Here is a 17,917-nt window from a genome sequence, read left to right as displayed (position 1 = left end):
ACATCGCCACGACATGGACACGACGGAGTACAACGCATGACTCAGCTCAATGCCAGGCGCTTGCGCAGCCAGGAATGGTTTGACGACCCTGCCAACGCGGACATGACCGCGCTTTACGTAGAGCGCTTCATGAACTATGGCCTCACGCGGGAGGAGCTGCAGTCCGGGCGGCCCATCATCGGTATTGCGCAGACGGGCAGCGACCTGGCGCCTTGTAACCGTCACCATATTGAACTCGCGGCGCGCACCAAGGCCGGCATTCGGGACGCAGGCGGCATTCCAATGGAGTTTCCGGTTCACCCGCTCGCGGAACAGAGCCGCCGTCCCACCGCCGCACTTGACCGCAATCTCGCATATCTCGGGCTTGTTGAAATCCTGCATGGATTTCCTCTGGATGGCGTCGTGCTGACAACAGGCTGTGACAAGACGACGCCCGCCTGCCTGATGGCCGCCGCAACGGTCGATATGCCGGCCATCGTGTTGTCAGGCGGTCCGATGCTGGACGGTTGGCATCAAGGCAAGCGAGTGGGTTCGGGAACGGTCATCTGGCACGCGCGCAATCTGCTCGCGGCGGGCGAGATCGACTACGAGGGGTTCATGGAACTCGTTACCGCGTCGTCTCCGTCCATTGGGCATTGCAATACGATGGGAACCGCGTTGTCGATGAACAGTCTCGCCGAGGCGCTGGGTATGTCGCTTCCGGGTTGTGCGAGCATTCCGGCAGCGTACAGGGAGCGAGGACAGATGGCGTATGCGACCGGCAAGCGTGTCGTCGATCTTGTGCGAGACGACGTGCGGCCGTCGAAAATTATGACGAAGGCGGCGTTTGAGAACGCGATTGTCGTGGCTTCGGCGCTCGGCGCATCGACCAATTGCCCGCCGCACCTCATCGCGATTGCTCGTCATATGGGCGTCGAGTTGAGCCTCGACGACTGGCAGCGTGTCGGCGAAAAGGTGCCGCTCATCGTGAATTGCATGCCGGCCGGCGAGTATCTGGGCGAGAGCTTCCATCGCGCAGGTGGTGTTCCGGCGGTGCTGCGCGAGCTTGACCGCGCTGGGCTTGTGCATCGTGACTGCTTGACCGTGTCGGGCGAGGTCATCGGCGCTATCGCTGACAATGCGGCTCAACCCGACCGCGAGGTCATCAAGACGACCGACGAGCCGTTGAAGCACGGCGCTGGATTCATCGTGCTGTCCGGAAACTTTTTCGACAGCGCCATCATGAAGATGTCCGTGGTCGGTGAGGCATTCAGAAACACGTATCTGAGCGAACCCGGTGCAGAAAACACCTTTGAAACAAGGGCAATCGTATTCGACGGGCCCGAGGACTATCACTCCCGCATCAATGATCCGTCGCTCAACATCGACCAGCATTGCATTCTGGTCATTCGCGGTGCGGGCACCGTGGGCTACCCAGGCAGTGCCGAGGTCGTCAACATGGCTCCTCCTGCCGAGCTTGTGCGTCAAGGTATAACGTCGCTGCCCACCATGGGCGACGGCCGGCAAAGCGGAACGTCGGCAAGCCCGTCGATTCTGAACATGTCGCCGGAGGCGGCTATTGGCGGTGGGCTCGCTCTTCTGCAAACGGGTGATCGAATCCGCGTCGATCTGAATACGCGGACTGTGAACGTGCTGGTCGATGAAGACGAGCTTGCACGCCGTCGTGAGACGGTGAGCTTCGCGATTCCGCCGGCGCAGACACCGTGGCAAGAGCTATATCGACAGACTGTCGGTCAGTTATCCACTGGCGGATGCCTCGAGCCCGCAACGCTCTATCTGAAAGTCATAGCAGAACGCGGCAATCCGCGACATTCCCACTAAACCGGCAGCGCTGGCATTCAATTGGTGATGCCAGTCCGGCCGACTCGATCTGCCTGTGTGAACCGGAGACAACCCTCATTATGACTTCACAAAACCCCACCAGCTATCTGCCTGACGATTTGCAGCGCGCGCTGCTTGTCGGTCGCGTCTGGCGCAAAACGGCCGCCTACGAAGGGCCGTCGGTCGTAGTAGTCCGCAACGGCGAGGTGCTGGATATAACCGCGAGTGTGCCGACAACTGCCGACCTGTTCGACCGTGAAGACGTCGCTCAGTTTGCCCGGACGGTTGCAGGTGAGGCGCTTGGCTCGGTTGAGAAACTGGTCGAAGCAAACCTGGGCGCAGTGCAAGAGCACGCGCCCCGGTTGCTTGCACCGAACGACGTTCAGGCAATCAAGGCGTGTGGCGTCACGTTTGCAGTTAGCCTGATCGAGCGGGTGATTGAAGAGCAGGCGGGCGGAGACCCTGCTAAAGCCGAAGAGGTTCGAGGAACCATCGCCGCCACCATCGGCACCGACCTGTCGAAAATCAAGCCGGGTTCGGAAGCAGCGATGAAACTCAAGGCAGAACTCGAACGACGCGGCGCATGGTCCCAGTACATGGAAGTGGGCATTGGGCCCGACGCCGAAGTTTTCTCGAAGTCGCAGCCGATGTCCGCAGTGGGTTTCGCGGCGGATGTCGGCCTGCTGGCGGCGTCGAAGTGGAACAACCCGGAGCCTGAAATCGTCCTTGCGGTGAACAGCCGTGGCGAGGTTGTCGGCGCGACACTAGGCAACGACGTCAATCTGCGCGACATAGAAGGGCGCTCGGCTTTGCTGCTGGGCAAATGCAAGGACAACAACGCGTCATGCTCCATTGGTCCTTTCGTGCGTCTGTTCGACGACTCGTTTGACCTCGACTCCGTTCGCAAGGCCAGTGTTTCCCTGCGCGTGGAAGGTGCGGACGATGGCTTCGTCCTGGAAGGTGTCAGCCACATGAGCGAAATCAGTCGGGATCCGGCTGACCTCGTCGCGCAGACATGGGGACGTCATCACCAGTATCCGGACGGTTTCATGCTGTTCCTCGGCACGATGTTCTCCCCGATCAAGGACCGCGACACGAAGGGCGGCGGCTTCACGCATCACCTCGGCGACAAGGTGACCATTTCGACACCGGAACTCGGTGCGCTAATCAATACCGTGCGATTGAGCACGGAGATCGCGCCATGGACTTTCGGTGTGCGCGCGCTTTATCGCAATCTGGCTTCCCGGGGCGCGCTTTAAGCGGCTTCGCGCGGGCGCACGAAGCCGACGACGTGTTATTGCGCCTGGGTGGCGTGACGTTGCGCGGACTGTTGTTGGGCCTGTTGTTGGGCGTGCTGTTTGGCGAGGTGCCTGCCAACCATGCAGCCGCCGACCGCGCCGACGACCGCATGGTGTCCCGCGTAATGCCCAGCGACGCCGCCCACTACCGCACCCTTGAGGCAGCCCGCGGCGTTTGCCGTGCCTGCCGTCGCGAAGATCAGCGTGGTTGCAATGAGGGCGATTCTTATCGGGCTAGCTTTCATTCGAAGATACTCACAGGTTGGATGTTCTGGATCGGGCGCCTTCGGGCGCCGTTTCCGCCGTTTCCGTCGTTTCCGTCGTTTCCGCCGTTTCAATAACCGCGCCAATCATGGCGCTCGCGCCATTCGTGCGCACGCCATTCGTGGCGGCGCCATTCACGTTCACGCCATTCGCGACGCTCACGCCATTCACGCGCACGCCAGCCGTCATAGTCCCCGTATGCGACGGCGACAGGGGCGGGAGCATACACGACAGGAGGCGGCGGTGCGTACACCGGTTCCGCCGGCGCATACACTCCGACCGGGATGCCAATCCCAACGCCGATGTCGACGTGAGCCGACGCGGCCGTTGACGCTGCCAATGCAGTCAGACCGAGTACTACGCCGAAAATCTTCTTATTCATTTTCGCTACTCCCTTGCACGCGTTGCGTGCCGTGTCGGTGAACATGGCTCGAAGTGTAGGAGACGCCGCCAGACACAGGTGCAACGGCTGTGCGAGATTGGTAACACGGCATTACGCGCAGATCGTCACTGCCGGCACACGTCGCAGAAGCTTGTTGCAATGTAATGTCACGGCGCCACAACTTTCCCCCGCCGATGTGCCATGATGGCAACAGGAAAGAAGGCGCAAGACGGTCACATGGCCAATCGGGCAAGGGAGGCAAAAAGTGACGAACGATGACAACCTGTTGGGCAACCGGTCAGCGCAGGAACCGGAAGCGCTCCAGACACTGGCTGGATACCTGGAACGGTCTCTTGACGGAGCTAGCAGCGTCGTCATGATCCGGCACACGAACGAGCTCTGCACCGTTTATCTGGGTAATCCTGAGGGCCCGCGCGAAGAACTCAAGCAGATCGGCGCGATATCCACGGCGCTTGCCAATGAGATGCTCGAGTCGACTTCTTCAGGGGTGAATCTCATGCAAATCGACGGTCAAACGTATCGCTTCGCACGCAGCTTCACCGAGGTGGACGGCATGGCGGCTGTGGTGTTTTCGACCGAATGACGTTGCTCATTGCCATCGAGCTGGAACGCTTTGTTATCGTTTCAATGGCGTCATGCGCCTGATTGGCTAAAGGAGGTTTGGTGCGTTTGAGACAGTATTTCGGCCTGCTGCTGTTCGTGGCAGCCATCGGTTCGACGCGAGCGTGGGCGAGTGACATCCAATGCGCTGCAACCCGGCAGCCGGCAGAGCGCGTCATATGCGACCACGCCATTCTGAATAACGAGTACGACGATATCGCCGCTCAGCAGCAAGCGCTGCTCAGCAGCGGGAAGCTATCATCCGGGCAACTCGCGCAATGGCGGCAAGTGCGGAACGCTTGCACCGACGTGCACTGCATCGACACAGTGTTCGCGCAATGGAAAACGATGGTGAAGTCCATTGCGGCGAACGCCGTGGCTGCTCCCGTTGTGGCTTCGTCAACGGATTTTGCTCCGGTCGGACCTGCATCTGATGCAGGTGCTTTCCCGCCGGCCGGAGGTACTTTACCTGCGTCGCAGGCATCGCAGGCATCGCAGGCATCGCCGACATCCGAGGCATCTCTGGTGCGTCAAGGCAGCGCGGCCGGCGTAGCGCTCCCGCAACCTGTCGCCAGCCAGGCGTCGTCGCCGGCGGCCGCTGCGGTTGCCACTGGCGCTCACGAACCTCGGAGTGCGACAGGGTTAGCAACAGCACTGACGGTGCTCGTCCTGATTGCGGCAGCACTTGGCGCCTTCGTCATCCGCCGCAAGCGAAGTGGTGGCTCGCCGAAGCGTCACTGAGAAACCGTCGCCAGGAAACCGTCATGAAGCCGCGCGCCTCGACACCCGAGTAAGCTTGCGGATGCGCAGCCTCGCCTTCTCAAGGCGAGAACAGCCTTTGCCACGAGCATGGGCGGCCCGCGCGACTCCTCGAAAATCACCGACAACTGACAAATGGACCTTTGGATTCAACCCTGTGCACGGTGCGCCGACCTCTACGGGATGCCGGCGACCGAACCCCCGCATCAAGACCTTACGCTCAACGGCGCGGGCGCCGTTAAAGATGCGCGAGCCGAGGAACACTACACGTGCCTTCGTTGTCGCGGTGTGTTTGCGCGAATCCTCGCCGGTCCGCCGACGAAACAGATCTGGATGCTACTGAACGCCGGACAGCATTGACGCGAATCGCCTGGATCGCCAGCGGCCGTCATTTTTTCAGAAACGAGTGCGTCTTGGTAGAGTCCTTCAGCGTCACCGGCAGCGCAAGCAGGGACGCGAAATGGCGCGCCGTTGAACTGTCGTCCAGTCGGCACTCACCGGTCAGAACCGTTCAATGTGGATCACGCGCTGCACCGCTGCCTCATGCCGGACGCTTTGAAAACACGTCCTTGAACACCGGCATCGCCGAAAAGACGTTCGGCCATCCCGCGTAGAACGCCAATTGCGTCAGCACTTCGGACGCTTCATGTTGGCTCAGCCCATTGTCCATCGCTCGGTTCAGGTGATAGGGGATCTGTGCCACGTGACCGTTTGCGACGAGCGCGCTAACCGTCACCAGGCTGCGGTCCCGCGGCGCGAGGCCTGGACGAAGCCAGAGATCGCGGAACAGTACATCGGTCGTGTACTCGACCACGCCAGGCGCGAGCGCGCCGAAGTTTTCTCCGACCATCTGCGCGCGTTGGTTCTCGGCGGCCTGATTCAAAGGCAGCAGCGTCACATCGGCGGGCGGGATCTGATCAGGACCGATGCCGCGTTCATCGAAGATGTGCTTGGCGACGCCCGAAGCGGCGGTTGCATTGGCCCACCCCGAATAGAAGGCGAGGTGCGCAATCATCTCCGAAATTTCAGCGGGCTTCACGCCGTTATCGAGCGCAAGCCTGAAATGAAACGGCATCTCGACAGTCTGGCTACGAGCGATCAACACCGAAAGCGTCACGATGCTTCGGTCACGCGGCGAAAGTTGCGGACGCTTCCACAGACCGTCGAGCACAGTCTGCGTCGTATAGCGCTCGAAGGCGGGAGAAACCGACTTCAAGTCGGCGAGGGACGGCGGTTGCATGGTTTGAGTCCTTTGCGTATGAGCGCAGCCGGAAGCAAGAGTCGCGAGACCTGCCGCGGCAATGTGCTGTGACAGTTGGCGGATTCTGTTGTTACGGGTTGCTGTATTGCTCATCGGTGACATGTTCGAGCCAGTTGATGTTCTTGCCGTCGAGCGCTTCCTGAATGGCGATGTGCGTCATCGAAGTCGTCGATGTCGCGCCGTGCCAGTGCTTGTGGCCTGGCGGGCACCAGATGACGTCGCCCGCGCGGATCTCGGCGCGCGTTTCGCCTTCGCATTGGGTCCAGCCGCAGCCGGCCGTCACAAGCAGCGTCTGGCCGAGCGGGTGCGTGTGCCATGCAGTGCGCGCGCCGGGCTCGAAAGTGACGCTTGCACAGGACACTCGCGCCGGAGGAGGCGGAGCGTTCAGCGGGTCGATCCGCACCGTGCCCGTGATCCATTCTTCGGGACCTTTCATAGAGGGCTGCGAGCCCGCGCGTTTCAGTTCCATAACATTTTTCCCATCAAGTTTTTCGATGCATGCGTCATGCGGCTAGCCGTAATCTAGCGCCTCGCCATTCATGCGACTAGCTGGCAAAACTGGCATGGTCTTATGCTGTGGTGCATTAATCGATGGACGACTGCAACCATGGGGTGGTCTTGGTGGCTCGCCCCGGTCTGCAAGAAATTTCGCTGGAAAGACGCCATGAGCCGGCCAATCTGCGCGGTCGTACGGGACGTTGTACTTTCTGTCTTGCACCGTTCTGCCGACCACGGGTGCGCTTACTCCACTGCTTGGTGCCCGGCACAGATGAACTGCGAAATGCGCATGTTCGGCGCGCACCGCACAAAATCATTCTTTTCAGCTACTTGTCCCGCTTGCCCGGGAATTGTCCACAGCCTTAGGCACAGATTGTGTGGACAACTCGGTGGTCCGGGTATGAGGGTGGCATCTCCAATGCAGTCTGGCAGTTTGAAGATAACGGTATATACTGTTTATACCGTTTACCAGTCCGGAGATAGTCATGAGTCAACCCAGCGTGGCGAAACCGACGAAGAAGGCCTTTCACTTTCCGAAGAATGCCAACGGCCATGCAAAAGCCGATGAGAAGCCGGCGGATGAAAAGAGCGCGGCTGCCGCACGAGATGCCCAGCCGGCCCCGACTAAGGCCGACAAACAGAAGCGTGCGAAACCCGTTGAAACCGCACAGGTCAGTCCAGGAACAGAAGTGAAAGCGAAACGCGCGAAGAAGGAGAAGGTCGTGCGCGACAGCTTCACGATGCCGAAGCCCGACTACGAGAAAATCGCAGCGCTGAAACGGAAGTGTCTCGACGCAGGCGTCTCGGTGAGCAAGAGTGAGCTTCTTCGCGCTGGGCTGCTTTTACTGGACTCGGCTCCCACCGCAGAGAGTTTGCTGGCAGCTGTTTCCGCGGTCGAAACCGTCAAAACCGGTCGACCAGCAAAGTCGTAGCTTTACCACGCTCCGAGCGGGCCGCCCCTGCAGCCCGCGTTTCACCGCTGCGCCGGATGCCTGCGCACTTTTCGTGGAGCTTCCGCCACCGTTCCTTACGTGCTGCAGTGGTCATGAAACCGAGGGGCAACTAAAATGCAGCTAGTCGGCTGACAGGAGTTCCGATGCCCGATAACCATCTTTCCAGTCGATTCGACGCTGACATCAACGGGATATTGTCCAAGGTTTTCGAAATGGGCGGCATCGTCGAATCGCAACTCATCAATGCGATGCAGGCGCTGAACCACCTCGATTTGGACCTGGTCGACAGAATCAACATGGACGAGCGTCGACTCAATGCCCTCGAAGCGGAAGTCGATGAAGAGTGCATCAACATCATCGCGCGGTACCAGCCGGCTGCACGCGACCTGCGTCTGCTGATGGCCATTTCGAAGACCGTGACGAACCTCGAGCGTGCTGGGGACGAAGCGCGGAAGGTCGCGAAGCGGACTCGACGGATTGCAGAAGACCGCAATGCACAGGCCATCAATATCACGGAAATCGCGCTATCCGGTGAGATGGCCATAGCTATTCTCCGCCGTACGCTTGATGCGTTAGCGCGCCTCGATACAGCTTCCGCCGCACAAATCGTCCGCGACGATGACGCGATCGATGAACAATTTCGTGCTGTCATACAGAAGTTGGTGACTATCATGATGGACGACCCGCGAGTGGTCGCCATTGCGCTGGACTACCTTTTCATCGCGAAGGCCATTGAACGCATTGGCGACCATGCGACGAACATAGCGGAAATCATCATCTACGTCGTCAAGGGCAAGGACGTGCGCCATGTTTCTCGCGAACAACTCGAACACGAAGCCTTCAGCGAATAACCAGGCTGCCAAGCCCACAGCACACCGACACGAGCTTGGTTCCACAAAGGCGCCCACTATCTGCAATAGTGAGAAGGTGCAAATTTTTTATAAGTTACATGCGTCATGTCCTCAGAGACAAGGGCTGCAGAGCGAGAGACCAAAGAACCGCCCGGGCTGTAACAACCGCTGGAGACTAGCTAGCCCTCAACAAGCATCCGCGCTTGGTCGAGAAGCGCGGATGCCGCGAGAAGCTCCTTACGCCCCGCCATCGCGAGTGCCGCGGTCGCGGTTTCCCTAAAGAGGTCCTCGTCCGATATTTGTGGAAGGCCCTGCTCGCCGATGCGTGTGCGTCGGAGTCGGAAGAACGCCAGCATCCCGAGAGCATCCAGTCTCTGCTCTTTCGACGCACCAGACACCACCAGTTCTGCCGCTGCAATCAACCGATCGATTGCACCTTCATATTCCGCCTGGTTCATGGCATTTCTCCGCGCCGGGCTGACCCGCTATCGGCCGAGTTGGATGTGCTCATACCCGGCATCGAAGCACGCTGCTTCGCGCTAGCGGGAAACGTCGCAACTGCCAGTGCCAGACCCGCGCAAACGCGCGCGGCGCGCTCCACAGAAAAGTCTCTCATCTCGAATCTCTTTTTGGATACGACTACTCGGAGTGGCCAGGGTGCTCAGGGTGCGCATGCTTATGCGAGCCCATATGGCCGGGTGCGCCATGGTCGTGCTCACCACTCTTCATCATTTGCATCATCTTTGGACCACCAGTTCTGAGAAACAGGACGGTCAGCGCGATGAATACGGCGCCAAAGACAATGTTGAGAACGGCCGTGTAATTGAAGCTGATGGCGGCGTCGACGACTGCCGTATGCCGTTCCTTCGGTACCCAACCAAGTATCTGAAACAGAGCTTCGACCGCTAGCGCGGCAGCGACCATAGACAGGTAGAAAGTAACGGCGAGAAACAAGGTCATCCTGCCGCCGTAGTACTTGCGATAGATGTTGAGGATAGGAAGGATGATGAGGTCGCCAAAGATGAAAGAAGCGACACCGCCAAAACTGATACCACCGTTCCAGAGCACTGCGGCGAGCGGCACATTGCCAACGGAACAGGTGAACGACGCAACCGCAATCAGCGGACCCACGAATGCACCCCAAATCATCGCCGCCGTTGGATGACTGACAAGGAAAAATTTTTGCCAGAAGCTGTCGGGCACCCACGCTCCGAGCGCCCCAGCGACAAGCAAGCCAATCGCTATGTCGCGCCACAGCATGGCCCAGTTCATCACATAGCTGTGGCTGATTGCAATCCATCCGTCTCTCGATATGAGACGTTGTTTCCAGGTCCCGTGTTGCTCGCCCATCGACATGGCCGCATGACCTTCCATGCTGCCTGCGATACCCTTGTTCGCCTGCTCGATAGCTTCGCTCTTCAGAGAGTCACTCAGAAAAAACCGGAAGAGCAGTACGAGAACAACAATCATGATTGGGCCGCCGATGAACTCAGCCGCAGCGAACTGCCAGGAAATCAACACCCACATCAGCACGCCGAGTTCGAGCACGAGATTCGTCGCTGCGAACTGGAACGCCATCGCGGAGGTGAAGTCACCGCCCTTGCGCACGATAGAGCGAGCCATGGCAACTGCGGCGTAAGAACAGGAGGAGGACGCTGCTCCAAGCAGGCTGGCGACCGTCAGCGAGCGCGGCGACGCGTCGGGCAGGAGCTTCGACATCTCCGACTTGGAGACGACAACTTCAATCACGGCGGAGAACAGAAAGCCCAGGCTCAGCCCCCAAAAAATCTGCCACAGCATCGTGAAGGCCATCCAAAGCGCATGACCGACCGCGGTGACTATCTCCATCGCAACCTCCTTTGGCGTTTCTAGCCAAGCGGCGCATGGCTAGAAAAGTAAATTCCGTGCGGGATTTGCCAACCTTGATAGCGTTGACCGGCTTCAGCGTTGTCATATCGATAACGCCGACGTAGCGCGCGAAACGGAAGGTGACCCAGAGGTCTCGTTCGTCCGGCGTCAGTTCCATGTCATGTGGACCTGGTAGTAGGCCCGTAATCGTCCCAACGTTGAATTCCATTTTCTGCCCGTTAGAACTTGTACAGCTTGCGCCTTCCCACGGTGGCAATGTCAACAGGAACGACGTCGCTGGCGCGAGAGAACGACGCGGCGGCTGCGTTGACGAACGTATCGATTATCCGCAAACTCGCGCGCTCGAGCAGAGCGACCGCCGTCTAGCCGCTTTGCCGTTACAGACGGACACTTCTGCAGGATTACAGAAGTCTTAACCCCGTGCTAGACTCTGCCCCCATGTCCTACTGGCGCAAACTCTTTCTTGTCGTGCTGCTTGCACTGAGCCTTCCGGTTCAGTCGTTTGCGGCCGTCTCGATGACTTGCGCTCCGTGGGAAGCGGTGGATGACGAAGCGACCGCCGAACAATTCCATCAAGCTGAGCTGGCGGACGCACATGCTGTTGTCGCCGCCAGCGATGACCACCAGAACCACGACCATAACGGCGGGCACCATGTTCACGCGTGCCTGACGTGTGCGTCGTGCTGTGTCGGTGCAGCGCTACCGGTCACGCGTGCTGTTTCCGCATCAGCTGACCAGACTCAATTCTCCGCCCCATTGCCTCCCAACGCCGGTGTCGTGTTGTTCCTGACCAGCGGCATCGAACGGCCGCCCCGGCCCATTCTCGTCTAAATCGCGCACGCGCAGCTATTCGCTGCGACCTGCAAATTTTTCCAGCGCCCGTCAGGGACGCTGGATGATTCACGACGAGAAAAATTCATGCGAACAATTTCTGCGGCGCTCCTGGGCGCGGGCGCAGTATTGCCGTTGCTCGCGCACGCTGCGACTGCCGTTCCCGATCCAACGGATACAGCGGCATCGGTTCCGGCCATCACCGTGCAATCTGCGTTCGACGGTTACAAGTCCTGGCAGGACGGCGAAGCGCCTAGCTGGCAACAACTGAACCGTGCTGTTGCGTCGAGCCGAGGCGTGACCGGGACGAAACATGGTCAGCAGCCAGAGCTGACATCAGACGGGATGAGCGGTCACGAGCACGGAGGCGAGTCAAAATGATTCGATATCTCGCCCCGAGCCGCGTGGCATCCATTGCCATCGCGGCCATATTCCTGGCCGGCTGCACGACGTTTTCGAAGGACGGCGGATTCAACGCCGTATCGACGACTGCTTCCGAGCGGCTTGGCAAGGATGCGCTCTTCGTCAAAACCGACGAAGACCGCGACGCTGCGTTCAAGCGCACACAGGAGCTTCTGTCGAAGCCGCTCAGCATGGACGACGCGGTCCAGGTGGCGCTGCTGAACAACCGCGGACTTCAGGCCTCCTACGGCGAGCTCGGTATTTCCGAGGCTTACCTCGTGCAGGCGGGCCGCCTGCCAAATCCCGCTTTCACCTTTAGCAGAACGCACTGGAGCGACGGGTTCGGCATCAGTCGCACGTTTTCAATGGGTGTGCTGGCCGTGCTCACATTACCCTTGGCGACGCGCATGGAGAGCCGACGGTTTGAACAGACGAAGCTTGAGACAGCCAACGCCATGCTCGCTACGGCTGCCGACGCGCGAAAGGCCTACGTGAATGCCGTGGCCGCGGAGCAGGCGGCTCTTTACGCCGCTCAGGTCAAGGACTCCGCCGAGGCTGGGGCAGAACTCGCCTTGCGCATGCGCCAGGCAGGCAATTTCAGCAAGCTCGACTATGCGCGCGAGCAGGCCTTTTACGCGGAATCGGCCGCACAGTTGGCCAAGGCCCGGCAGCAATCGGTCATGGCCCGGGAGAAGCTGACGCGCACGATGGGCCTGTGGGGCTCCGGAACGCAATACAGGCTGCCGGAGCGCCTGCCCGACCTGCCGAAGGACAGGCCGCAACTGAACGACCTCGAAAGCTTTGCGATGCAGAACCGCCTGGACATTCAGGCGGCGAAGCTAAAGACACAAAGCGTCGCAACGTCTTTGGGACTCAGCAAGGCCACCCGATTCATCAACGCGCTCGATGTTGGCTATCTCGACAACTTTGAGACCGATAAGGGACATGAGCGCGGGTACGAAATCAGCGTCGAGATTCCTATCTTCGACTGGGGCAGCGCGAAGGTCGCACGCGCCGAGTCCATCTATATGCAATCGGCAAACCGGCTTGCCCAGACAGCGATTGACGCCCGCTCCGAAGTACGCGAGTCGTACTCCGGCTACGTGACGAGCTACGACGTTGCGAAGCACTACCGCGACGAGGTCGTGCCCATACGCAAAACCATCTCAGACGAAATGCTGCTTCGCTACAACGGCATGCTCGCAAGCGTGTTTGAGCTGCTTGCGGATTCGCGGGACCAGGTGGCAGCCGTCAACGGATACATCGACGCGCTGAAAGACTACTGGCTTGCGGAGACTGACCTGCAACAGTCGCTCGGTGGCCGTCTGCCTCCGCTTGCCATGTCGCAAGCCCCGGGCGCACCACACGGCGCAACGTCCGCTCCCGCGATGCAAGCCCAACCGGCCGCGGCGCAGGTTTCGCCGTTGCCTGCTCCCGCGACCCAGCCGGTGTCGCCGACGAATTCAGAAGGTAAATGAACATGGTTTCACGTCGAAATTTTCTCGGCGGCTCGGGCGCTGCACTCCTGGGCGCGGCGCTGGTCAGCAAGGCTGGCGCCGCTTCGCTTCCAGAGGCGCCGACTATGGACAAAACGGCTACGCAGCCGCCGCTCGTCCCGCCCAATGGCCGACCTTATACGCCCGTCGCCACGCTGAACGGCTGGACGCTGCCGTGGCGGATGAAGAATGGCTGGAAGGAGTTCCATCTGATTGCCGAGCCGGTGGTGCGCGAAATGGCTCCCGGCATGAAAGCGAATCTATGGGGATACAACGGCCAGGCGCCTGGCCCGACCATCGAAGCTGTCGAAGGCGACAAGGTCCGCATCTTCGTGACCAACAGGCTGCCCGAACACACCACGGTTCACTGGCACGGGATGCTGGTGCCATCCGGAATGGACGGCGTCGGCGGTCTCACGCAGCCGCACATCCCGCCTGGCAAGACGTTCGTCTATGAGTTCCAGCTCGAGAAGCACGGCACCTTCATGTATCACCCGCATGCCGACGAGATGGTGCAGATGGCCATGGGGATGATGGGCACGTTCATCGTGCACCCGAAGGACCGTGGCGTCATGCCGGTGGACCGCGACTTCGTGTTTCTGATGTCCGCGTATGACATCGACCCGGGCAGCTTCACGCCGCGGGTCAATGAAATGACGGACTTCAACATGTGGACGTGGAATGCGCGAGTCTTTCCGGGCATAGATTCGCTCCCCGTTCGAGCAGGAGACCGAGTTCGCATCCGCTTCGGCAACCTGACGATGACCAATCACCCCATCCATTTGCACGGGTACAGCTTCGAGGTCGCAGGAACCGACGGTGGATGGATTCCTCCCGCCGCACGCTGGCCTGAAGTGACGGCCGACGTCGCAGTCGGACAGATGCGCGCCATCGAGTTCACCGCAAACCGTCCCGGTGACTGGGCGTTTCACTGCCACAAGTCCCATCACACGATGAATGCGATGGGGCATCAGGTTCCGAACCTGATTGGTGTACCGCAGAAGGACCTCGCGAAACGCATCAACAAGCTTGTACCGGACTACATGGCAATGGGCAGCGCGGGTGGTTCGATGGGCGATATGGAGATGCCGCTGCCGGACAACACGCTGCCGATGATGACGGGCACTGGGCCATTTGGCGCGCTGAAAATGGGCGGCATGTTCACTGTCGTGAAGGTGCGCGAGGGGCTCGGCCGCAACGACTACCGCGACCCGGGCTGGTTCAAACACCCGAAGGGGACCGTCGCGTACGAGTACACCGGTGAACTGCCGGATGGCTGATTTGGTGGACAGCCGGACCCGGCTCCGGCTGATATTTGTTACATCAACTGCAGGAGAGAAGGTTATGAAAAAAGCAATTGCTTCGATTGTGATGGGTTGTGCTGTTGCCGTTTCGGCTAACGCCTATGCCGCCGGCGGTACGGGCAATGCGGATACGGCGAGCGGCACGCAACAGGACGCCGACGCGAAGAACAGCATGTCGCATGGCGAGGTGAAGAAGGTGGATACCGCCGCCGGAAAGATGACTATCAAACACGGTCCGCTCGAGAACCTCAGCATGGAAGCGATGACGATGGTGTTCAAGGTCAAGGACCCGGCCATGCTGTCCCAGGTGAAGGTCGGCGACAAGATTGACTTCGTCGCAGAAGAAGTTAATGGCGCGCTCACCGTGACGAAGCTGCAGAAGCAGTGAAGATGCAATGGGGCGCCAGCCGTATAGCGAGCAGCGCGCCCCGAATCAATCCAGGGAGGTAACAGTCATGAACACCAATACGCGCAAACTCCTGGTTTGTGCAGCGGCAACTGCTGCTTTCGTGCTTTCACCTGCGCTCGCATTTGCCCACGGCAGACTGGAGAGTGCAACGCCATCGGCTGGCAGCACAGTCGATACATCGCCAGAGTCACTCCGCCTGACTTTCAACGAGGACCTCGAGTCTTCGTTCAGCACGATTAAGGTTGTGGATGCATCCGGCGCGTTCGCGACTAAAGAAAAAGCCAAGGTCGACTCGTCGAACGCGCGCGTGCTGACGGTTACGGTTCCAAAGCTTGTTTCCGGCTCGTATACCGTGCAATGGGCCGTCATGACACATGACGCTCACAAGACAAAAGGCACTTACACATTTGCGGTGAACTGATGAACGACGGTTTCCTCGGTGTTCTGCGGCTGGCGTTCGTGGCGTTCCAGAACGTCAGTTTTACCATTCTTGTGGGCGCATTGCTGTGTGACACGTGGCTGGCTCGCAGCACATCGCGATGGCAGACCAGGGTCAGCGGGCATTTGCTTCTCACCTTGCGCATCGGTTCGTTCACTGCGCTTGTCGCCAGTACCATTGCGTTCTGGATTCATTGCGCACAGATGAGCGAATCAACGCTCGCGGACGCAGGACCCGCTGTCCGCTCGATGCTGATGGAAACCGGCTTTGGCTACGCCTGGCTGGCAGGCGCAGGCTTCTTGCTGATAGTGATGATTCTGTCGCTCGCGCAGTCTGCACGTCCGATACGCTTCAAGCCGGCAATCTGGCTCGCGCTTGCGGGAGTTGCATTGTCACGCAGCCACGCCGGTCATCCCGTCGATGCGGGCGTGCTGAGTCTTCCCGTGTGGGTCGACTGGATACATCTGCTCGCCATCAGCATATGGGTCGGACTTGTCCTCGTGACAACGTATGTCGTTCTGCCACGCATGTTCGACGCGCCCGTCCCGGAGCGGGCGAACAGCGTGGCGTTCGTTCAGTCGCTCTCCGATGCCGCCACGCTCGCGCTGGTTATTCTTTTCGTCACCGGCGGATACAGTGGGTGGCGCGGTGTGGATACGCCAGAGAGCCTCATGACGTCTGTGTACGGTCAGGTGCTGCTGCTCAAATTCGCGCTCGTGCTCATCGCCGCCGCGCTCGGCGGACATAACCGCTTTATCGAGATGCCGCGACTGCTCGCCTCGTTAGGAGACGCCCGCCCGGAAGTCGCCGTTCCTCGGTTGAAACGGTTTGCCGCTGTTCTGCATGTCGAGTCCGTCGTACTGGCTGGTGTGCTGGTCGCTGCCGCCGTTCTGGTCTCCAGTCCTTTGCCAGGGACCATGTGAGGGGCAACCAGTCCTGCAGGCAATGTCCACGCAGATGGTCGCCGCTGGTTGTCCATGAAGACAGATTCTTGTCTTTACCCACCTGAGGCATTGGCCATCTTTTACGGGGACCCGCGCAAAACCGGGTCCTCTTTTTTATGTGTGATTGTTCACTGCAATTCTCCGTAGCCAAGGTCCGGCGAGAGAACCATTTGGCTTACAGCACTGGCGCGAAACACCGAATGGCGACCTTGGAATCCTTGCAAGCAAGTATCTAGAGACTGCAGGCGCAAGCCGACGCGCTGCTCTCGAAAAAGTCGAGCGCTGTTATCAAGAAGATCAGGAGCTGGATGGCAGAACACCGTCTAACGACCGCTGACATCGATGCGCACACTGGCGGCAAGAAACGTGGGCTCAAGCTGCGTGTCAACGCAGCGGCGACGGCCTCCGCCACGACGACGAAGTACAGAGACCTCAGTGGTAACATTTGTTGTCACGCCTCCCACTCTCTCAACTCTGCTCGGGGCCATCGCATGCCAGACAGTTTCGACCAGCTCGCCGCCCTGATCCGGGCGCGCTTCTCCGAACTGAGTCCGCAATTCCAGATGGGCGCGGGATTCCTGCTCGACCATCCGGACGAGGTCGCGGTCTCGTCAATGCGCAAGGTTGCCGAGCGTGCGCAAGTGCAACCAGCGTCTCTCGTGCGTCTGTCACAGCAACTCGGCTTTCCCGGCTGGAACGAACTGCGCAACCTGTTTGTCGCGCGCGTGCGCACGCGGCCCGAACCGCTCACGAGCCGGGCTCGCTCGCTAGTCAAATCGAAGGACGCGCTGGCCAACGATCTTCTCGTCGCACAGCAACACAATCTGGAAGTCACCGCGGCACACAACGGCCGCGTGATCGTGGAGGCGGCGCGACTGCTGCGGCGCGCGCCGCATGTTCATGTGGCGGGGTTCCGCTCGTGCTATCCGGTCGCGTTTGGGCTCCTGTACGGCTACCGGTTGTTCCGCTCGTCAGCGTCGCTGCTCAACGGCGAGGCCGGCACGCTCGAAATGCAACTGCGCACGGTGGAGCGCGATAGCGCCACCATTGTCATCAGCTTCGCGCCATATTCGGTCGAAGCCGTGCGCGTCGCGGAAGCCGCGCTCGAAAAAGGCAGCAAGCTCGTTGCCATTACCGACAGCGCCGTTTCGCCGATCGCACTGAACGCGGACAAGGTGCTGATCTTCTCGCACGAGAGCCCGTCTTTCTTCCCATCGCTGGTCGCGGCCACGGCGATCGCTGAATCGCTCGTTGCGCATCTGCTCGCACTAGAAGGCGCGGACGCCGTCGAACAGTTGAGCATTGCCGAGCAGTCGCTGCATGCGAAAGGCGCGTACGTGCCTTGATGTAAGCCCTTTGTGAAATCGCCAGTGGTAGCCAGCGCATGCCGCTATCCACCGTCGACCATCGGAGCCATTCACCGTCGACTTGCGAGACCGACAATAACCGAGCGTTTGCCCCGATTCAAGGCCGTTCCCGACGAGATTTTGTCCGGTCCGCGCGGCAATCTGAACG

Annotated in this window: 20 protein-coding genes and 1 pseudogene; 14 read left to right on the top strand and 7 right to left on the bottom strand. The window is 60.0% G+C overall.

Features of this window, described 5'->3' with window-relative positions; genetic code table 11:
- The first annotated feature begins 36 nt into the window (after window positions 1-36).
- Both JMY24_RS27910 and JMY24_RS27905 read left to right on the top strand, forming a co-directional pair.
- Window positions 37-1,821 (top strand): IlvD/Edd family dehydratase, encoded by a 1,785-nt coding sequence (locus tag JMY24_RS27910; protein WP_128597852.1) that lies wholly within the window; start codon window positions 37-39, stop codon window positions 1,819-1,821.
- 80 nt (window positions 1,822-1,901) lie between these two features.
- Window positions 1,902-3,080, top strand: coding sequence for a fumarylacetoacetate hydrolase family protein (locus tag JMY24_RS27905; protein ID WP_128597851.1), 1,179 nt, complete (start codon window positions 1,902-1,904; stop codon window positions 3,078-3,080).
- A 35-nt stretch (window positions 3,081-3,115) separates the two neighbouring features.
- Here the strand turns inward: JMY24_RS27905 and JMY24_RS27900 are convergent, their stop codons facing one another.
- Together JMY24_RS27900 and JMY24_RS27895 are read right to left on the bottom strand one after the other, a co-directional pair.
- Window positions 3,116-3,364 carry a hypothetical protein gene (locus JMY24_RS27900; protein ID WP_128597850.1) on the bottom strand — a complete coding sequence of 83 codons (249 nt, stop codon included), beginning with the start codon at window positions 3,362-3,364 and terminating at the stop codon, window positions 3,116-3,118.
- Between the two features lie 89 nt (window positions 3,365-3,453).
- Window positions 3,454-3,765 carry a hypothetical protein gene (locus JMY24_RS27895; RefSeq protein WP_128586205.1) on the bottom strand — a complete coding sequence of 104 codons (312 nt, stop codon included), beginning with the start codon at window positions 3,763-3,765 and terminating at the stop codon, window positions 3,454-3,456.
- 265 nt (window positions 3,766-4,030) lie between these two features.
- Here JMY24_RS27895 and JMY24_RS27890 point away from each other — a divergent pair, with 265 nt between their 5' ends.
- Together JMY24_RS27890 and JMY24_RS27885 are read left to right on the top strand one after the other, a co-directional pair.
- A complete protein-coding gene (locus JMY24_RS27890; RefSeq protein ID WP_128597849.1) occupies window positions 4,031-4,369 on the top strand; it encodes a hypothetical protein in 339 nt (112 codons plus the stop codon).
- Between the two features lie 80 nt (window positions 4,370-4,449).
- Window positions 4,450-5,127 (top strand): lysozyme inhibitor LprI family protein, encoded by a 678-nt coding sequence (locus JMY24_RS27885; RefSeq protein ID WP_164853803.1) that lies wholly within the window; start codon window positions 4,450-4,452, stop codon window positions 5,125-5,127.
- Window positions 5,128-5,686: 559 nt separating this feature from the next.
- Here JMY24_RS27885 and JMY24_RS27880 read toward each other — a convergent pair.
- Window positions 5,687-6,385 carry a carboxymuconolactone decarboxylase family protein gene (locus tag JMY24_RS27880; protein ID WP_341538026.1) on the bottom strand — a complete coding sequence of 233 codons (699 nt, stop codon included), beginning with the start codon at window positions 6,383-6,385 and terminating at the stop codon, window positions 5,687-5,689.
- Between the two features lie 91 nt (window positions 6,386-6,476).
- Entirely contained in the window at window positions 6,477-6,875 is a 399-nt protein-coding gene (locus JMY24_RS27875; RefSeq protein ID WP_128597846.1) for a (R)-mandelonitrile lyase, read from the bottom strand.
- A gap of 514 nt (window positions 6,876-7,389) precedes the next feature.
- Between JMY24_RS27875 and JMY24_RS27870 the strand changes: the two genes are divergently transcribed.
- Both JMY24_RS27870 and phoU read left to right on the top strand, forming a co-directional pair.
- On the top strand, window positions 7,390-7,836 hold the full coding sequence (locus JMY24_RS27870; protein WP_128597845.1) for a hypothetical protein: 447 nt from the start codon (window positions 7,390-7,392) through the stop codon (window positions 7,834-7,836).
- A gap of 164 nt (window positions 7,837-8,000) precedes the next feature.
- Complete coding sequence (gene phoU / locus JMY24_RS27865; RefSeq protein ID WP_201703302.1) at window positions 8,001-8,708, top strand: phosphate signaling complex protein PhoU; 708 nt, start codon at window positions 8,001-8,003, stop codon at window positions 8,706-8,708.
- Window positions 8,709-8,887: 179 nt separating this feature from the next.
- On the opposite strand, the gene JMY24_RS27860 is transcribed toward phoU, so the two are convergent.
- The 3 genes and pseudogenes from JMY24_RS27860 to JMY24_RS38535 form a co-directional block, all read right to left on the bottom strand.
- Window positions 8,888-9,166, bottom strand: a complete 279-nt coding sequence (locus tag JMY24_RS27860) for a hypothetical protein (RefSeq protein WP_164853787.1) — start codon at window positions 9,164-9,166, stop codon at window positions 8,888-8,890.
- Window positions 9,167-9,347: 181 nt separating this feature from the next.
- The gene (locus JMY24_RS27855) at window positions 9,348-10,556 is read right to left on the bottom strand and encodes a permease (protein ID WP_201703300.1); all 1,209 of its coding nucleotides are present in this window, start codon (window positions 10,554-10,556) and stop codon (window positions 9,348-9,350) included.
- Between the two features lie 20 nt (window positions 10,557-10,576).
- Window positions 10,577-10,776, bottom strand: a pseudogene (locus JMY24_RS38535) (YncE family protein); the annotation flags it as partial.
- Between the two features lie 239 nt (window positions 10,777-11,015).
- Between JMY24_RS38535 and JMY24_RS27850 the strand changes: the two are divergent.
- The 8 genes from JMY24_RS27850 (at window position 11,016) to JMY24_RS27815 (ending at window position 17,748) form a co-directional block, all read left to right on the top strand.
- Window positions 11,016-11,408, top strand: coding sequence for a hypothetical protein (locus tag JMY24_RS27850; protein ID WP_128597707.1), 393 nt, complete (start codon window positions 11,016-11,018; stop codon window positions 11,406-11,408).
- An 87-nt stretch (window positions 11,409-11,495) separates the two neighbouring features.
- Window positions 11,496-11,789, top strand: coding sequence for a hypothetical protein (locus JMY24_RS27845; protein ID WP_201703298.1), 294 nt, complete (start codon window positions 11,496-11,498; stop codon window positions 11,787-11,789).
- Window positions 11,786-13,288 (top strand): TolC family protein, encoded by a 1,503-nt coding sequence (locus JMY24_RS27840; RefSeq protein WP_128597706.1) that lies wholly within the window; start codon window positions 11,786-11,788, stop codon window positions 13,286-13,288. Before JMY24_RS27845 ends, JMY24_RS27840 begins: the two co-directional genes overlap by 4 nt.
- A gap of 2 nt (window positions 13,289-13,290) precedes the next feature.
- Complete coding sequence (locus JMY24_RS27835) at window positions 13,291-14,586, top strand: copper oxidase (protein WP_128597705.1); 1,296 nt, start codon at window positions 13,291-13,293, stop codon at window positions 14,584-14,586.
- Window positions 14,587-14,650: 64 nt separating this feature from the next.
- Window positions 14,651-14,998: a copper-binding protein gene (locus JMY24_RS27830; protein WP_128597708.1), complete on the top strand. Its 348-nt coding sequence runs from the start codon at window positions 14,651-14,653 to the stop codon at window positions 14,996-14,998.
- Between the two features lie 67 nt (window positions 14,999-15,065).
- Complete coding sequence (copC, locus tag JMY24_RS27825; protein ID WP_128597704.1) at window positions 15,066-15,440, top strand: copper homeostasis periplasmic binding protein CopC; 375 nt, start codon at window positions 15,066-15,068, stop codon at window positions 15,438-15,440.
- A complete protein-coding gene (locus JMY24_RS27820) occupies window positions 15,440-16,381 on the top strand; it encodes a copper resistance D family protein (protein WP_128597703.1) in 942 nt (313 codons plus the stop codon). Before copC ends, JMY24_RS27820 begins: the two co-directional genes overlap by 1 nt.
- A gap of 512 nt (window positions 16,382-16,893) precedes the next feature.
- Window positions 16,894-17,748 (top strand): MurR/RpiR family transcriptional regulator, encoded by an 855-nt coding sequence (locus JMY24_RS27815; protein ID WP_128597702.1) that lies wholly within the window; start codon window positions 16,894-16,896, stop codon window positions 17,746-17,748.
- The last annotated feature ends 169 nt before the right edge of the window (window positions 17,749-17,917 follow it).

The organism is Paraburkholderia kirstenboschensis (genome assembly GCF_904848585.1).
Taxonomy (GTDB): domain Bacteria; phylum Pseudomonadota; class Gammaproteobacteria; order Burkholderiales; family Burkholderiaceae; genus Paraburkholderia; species Paraburkholderia kirstenboschensis.
This window is presented reverse-complemented; position numbering and strand designations above follow the sequence as displayed.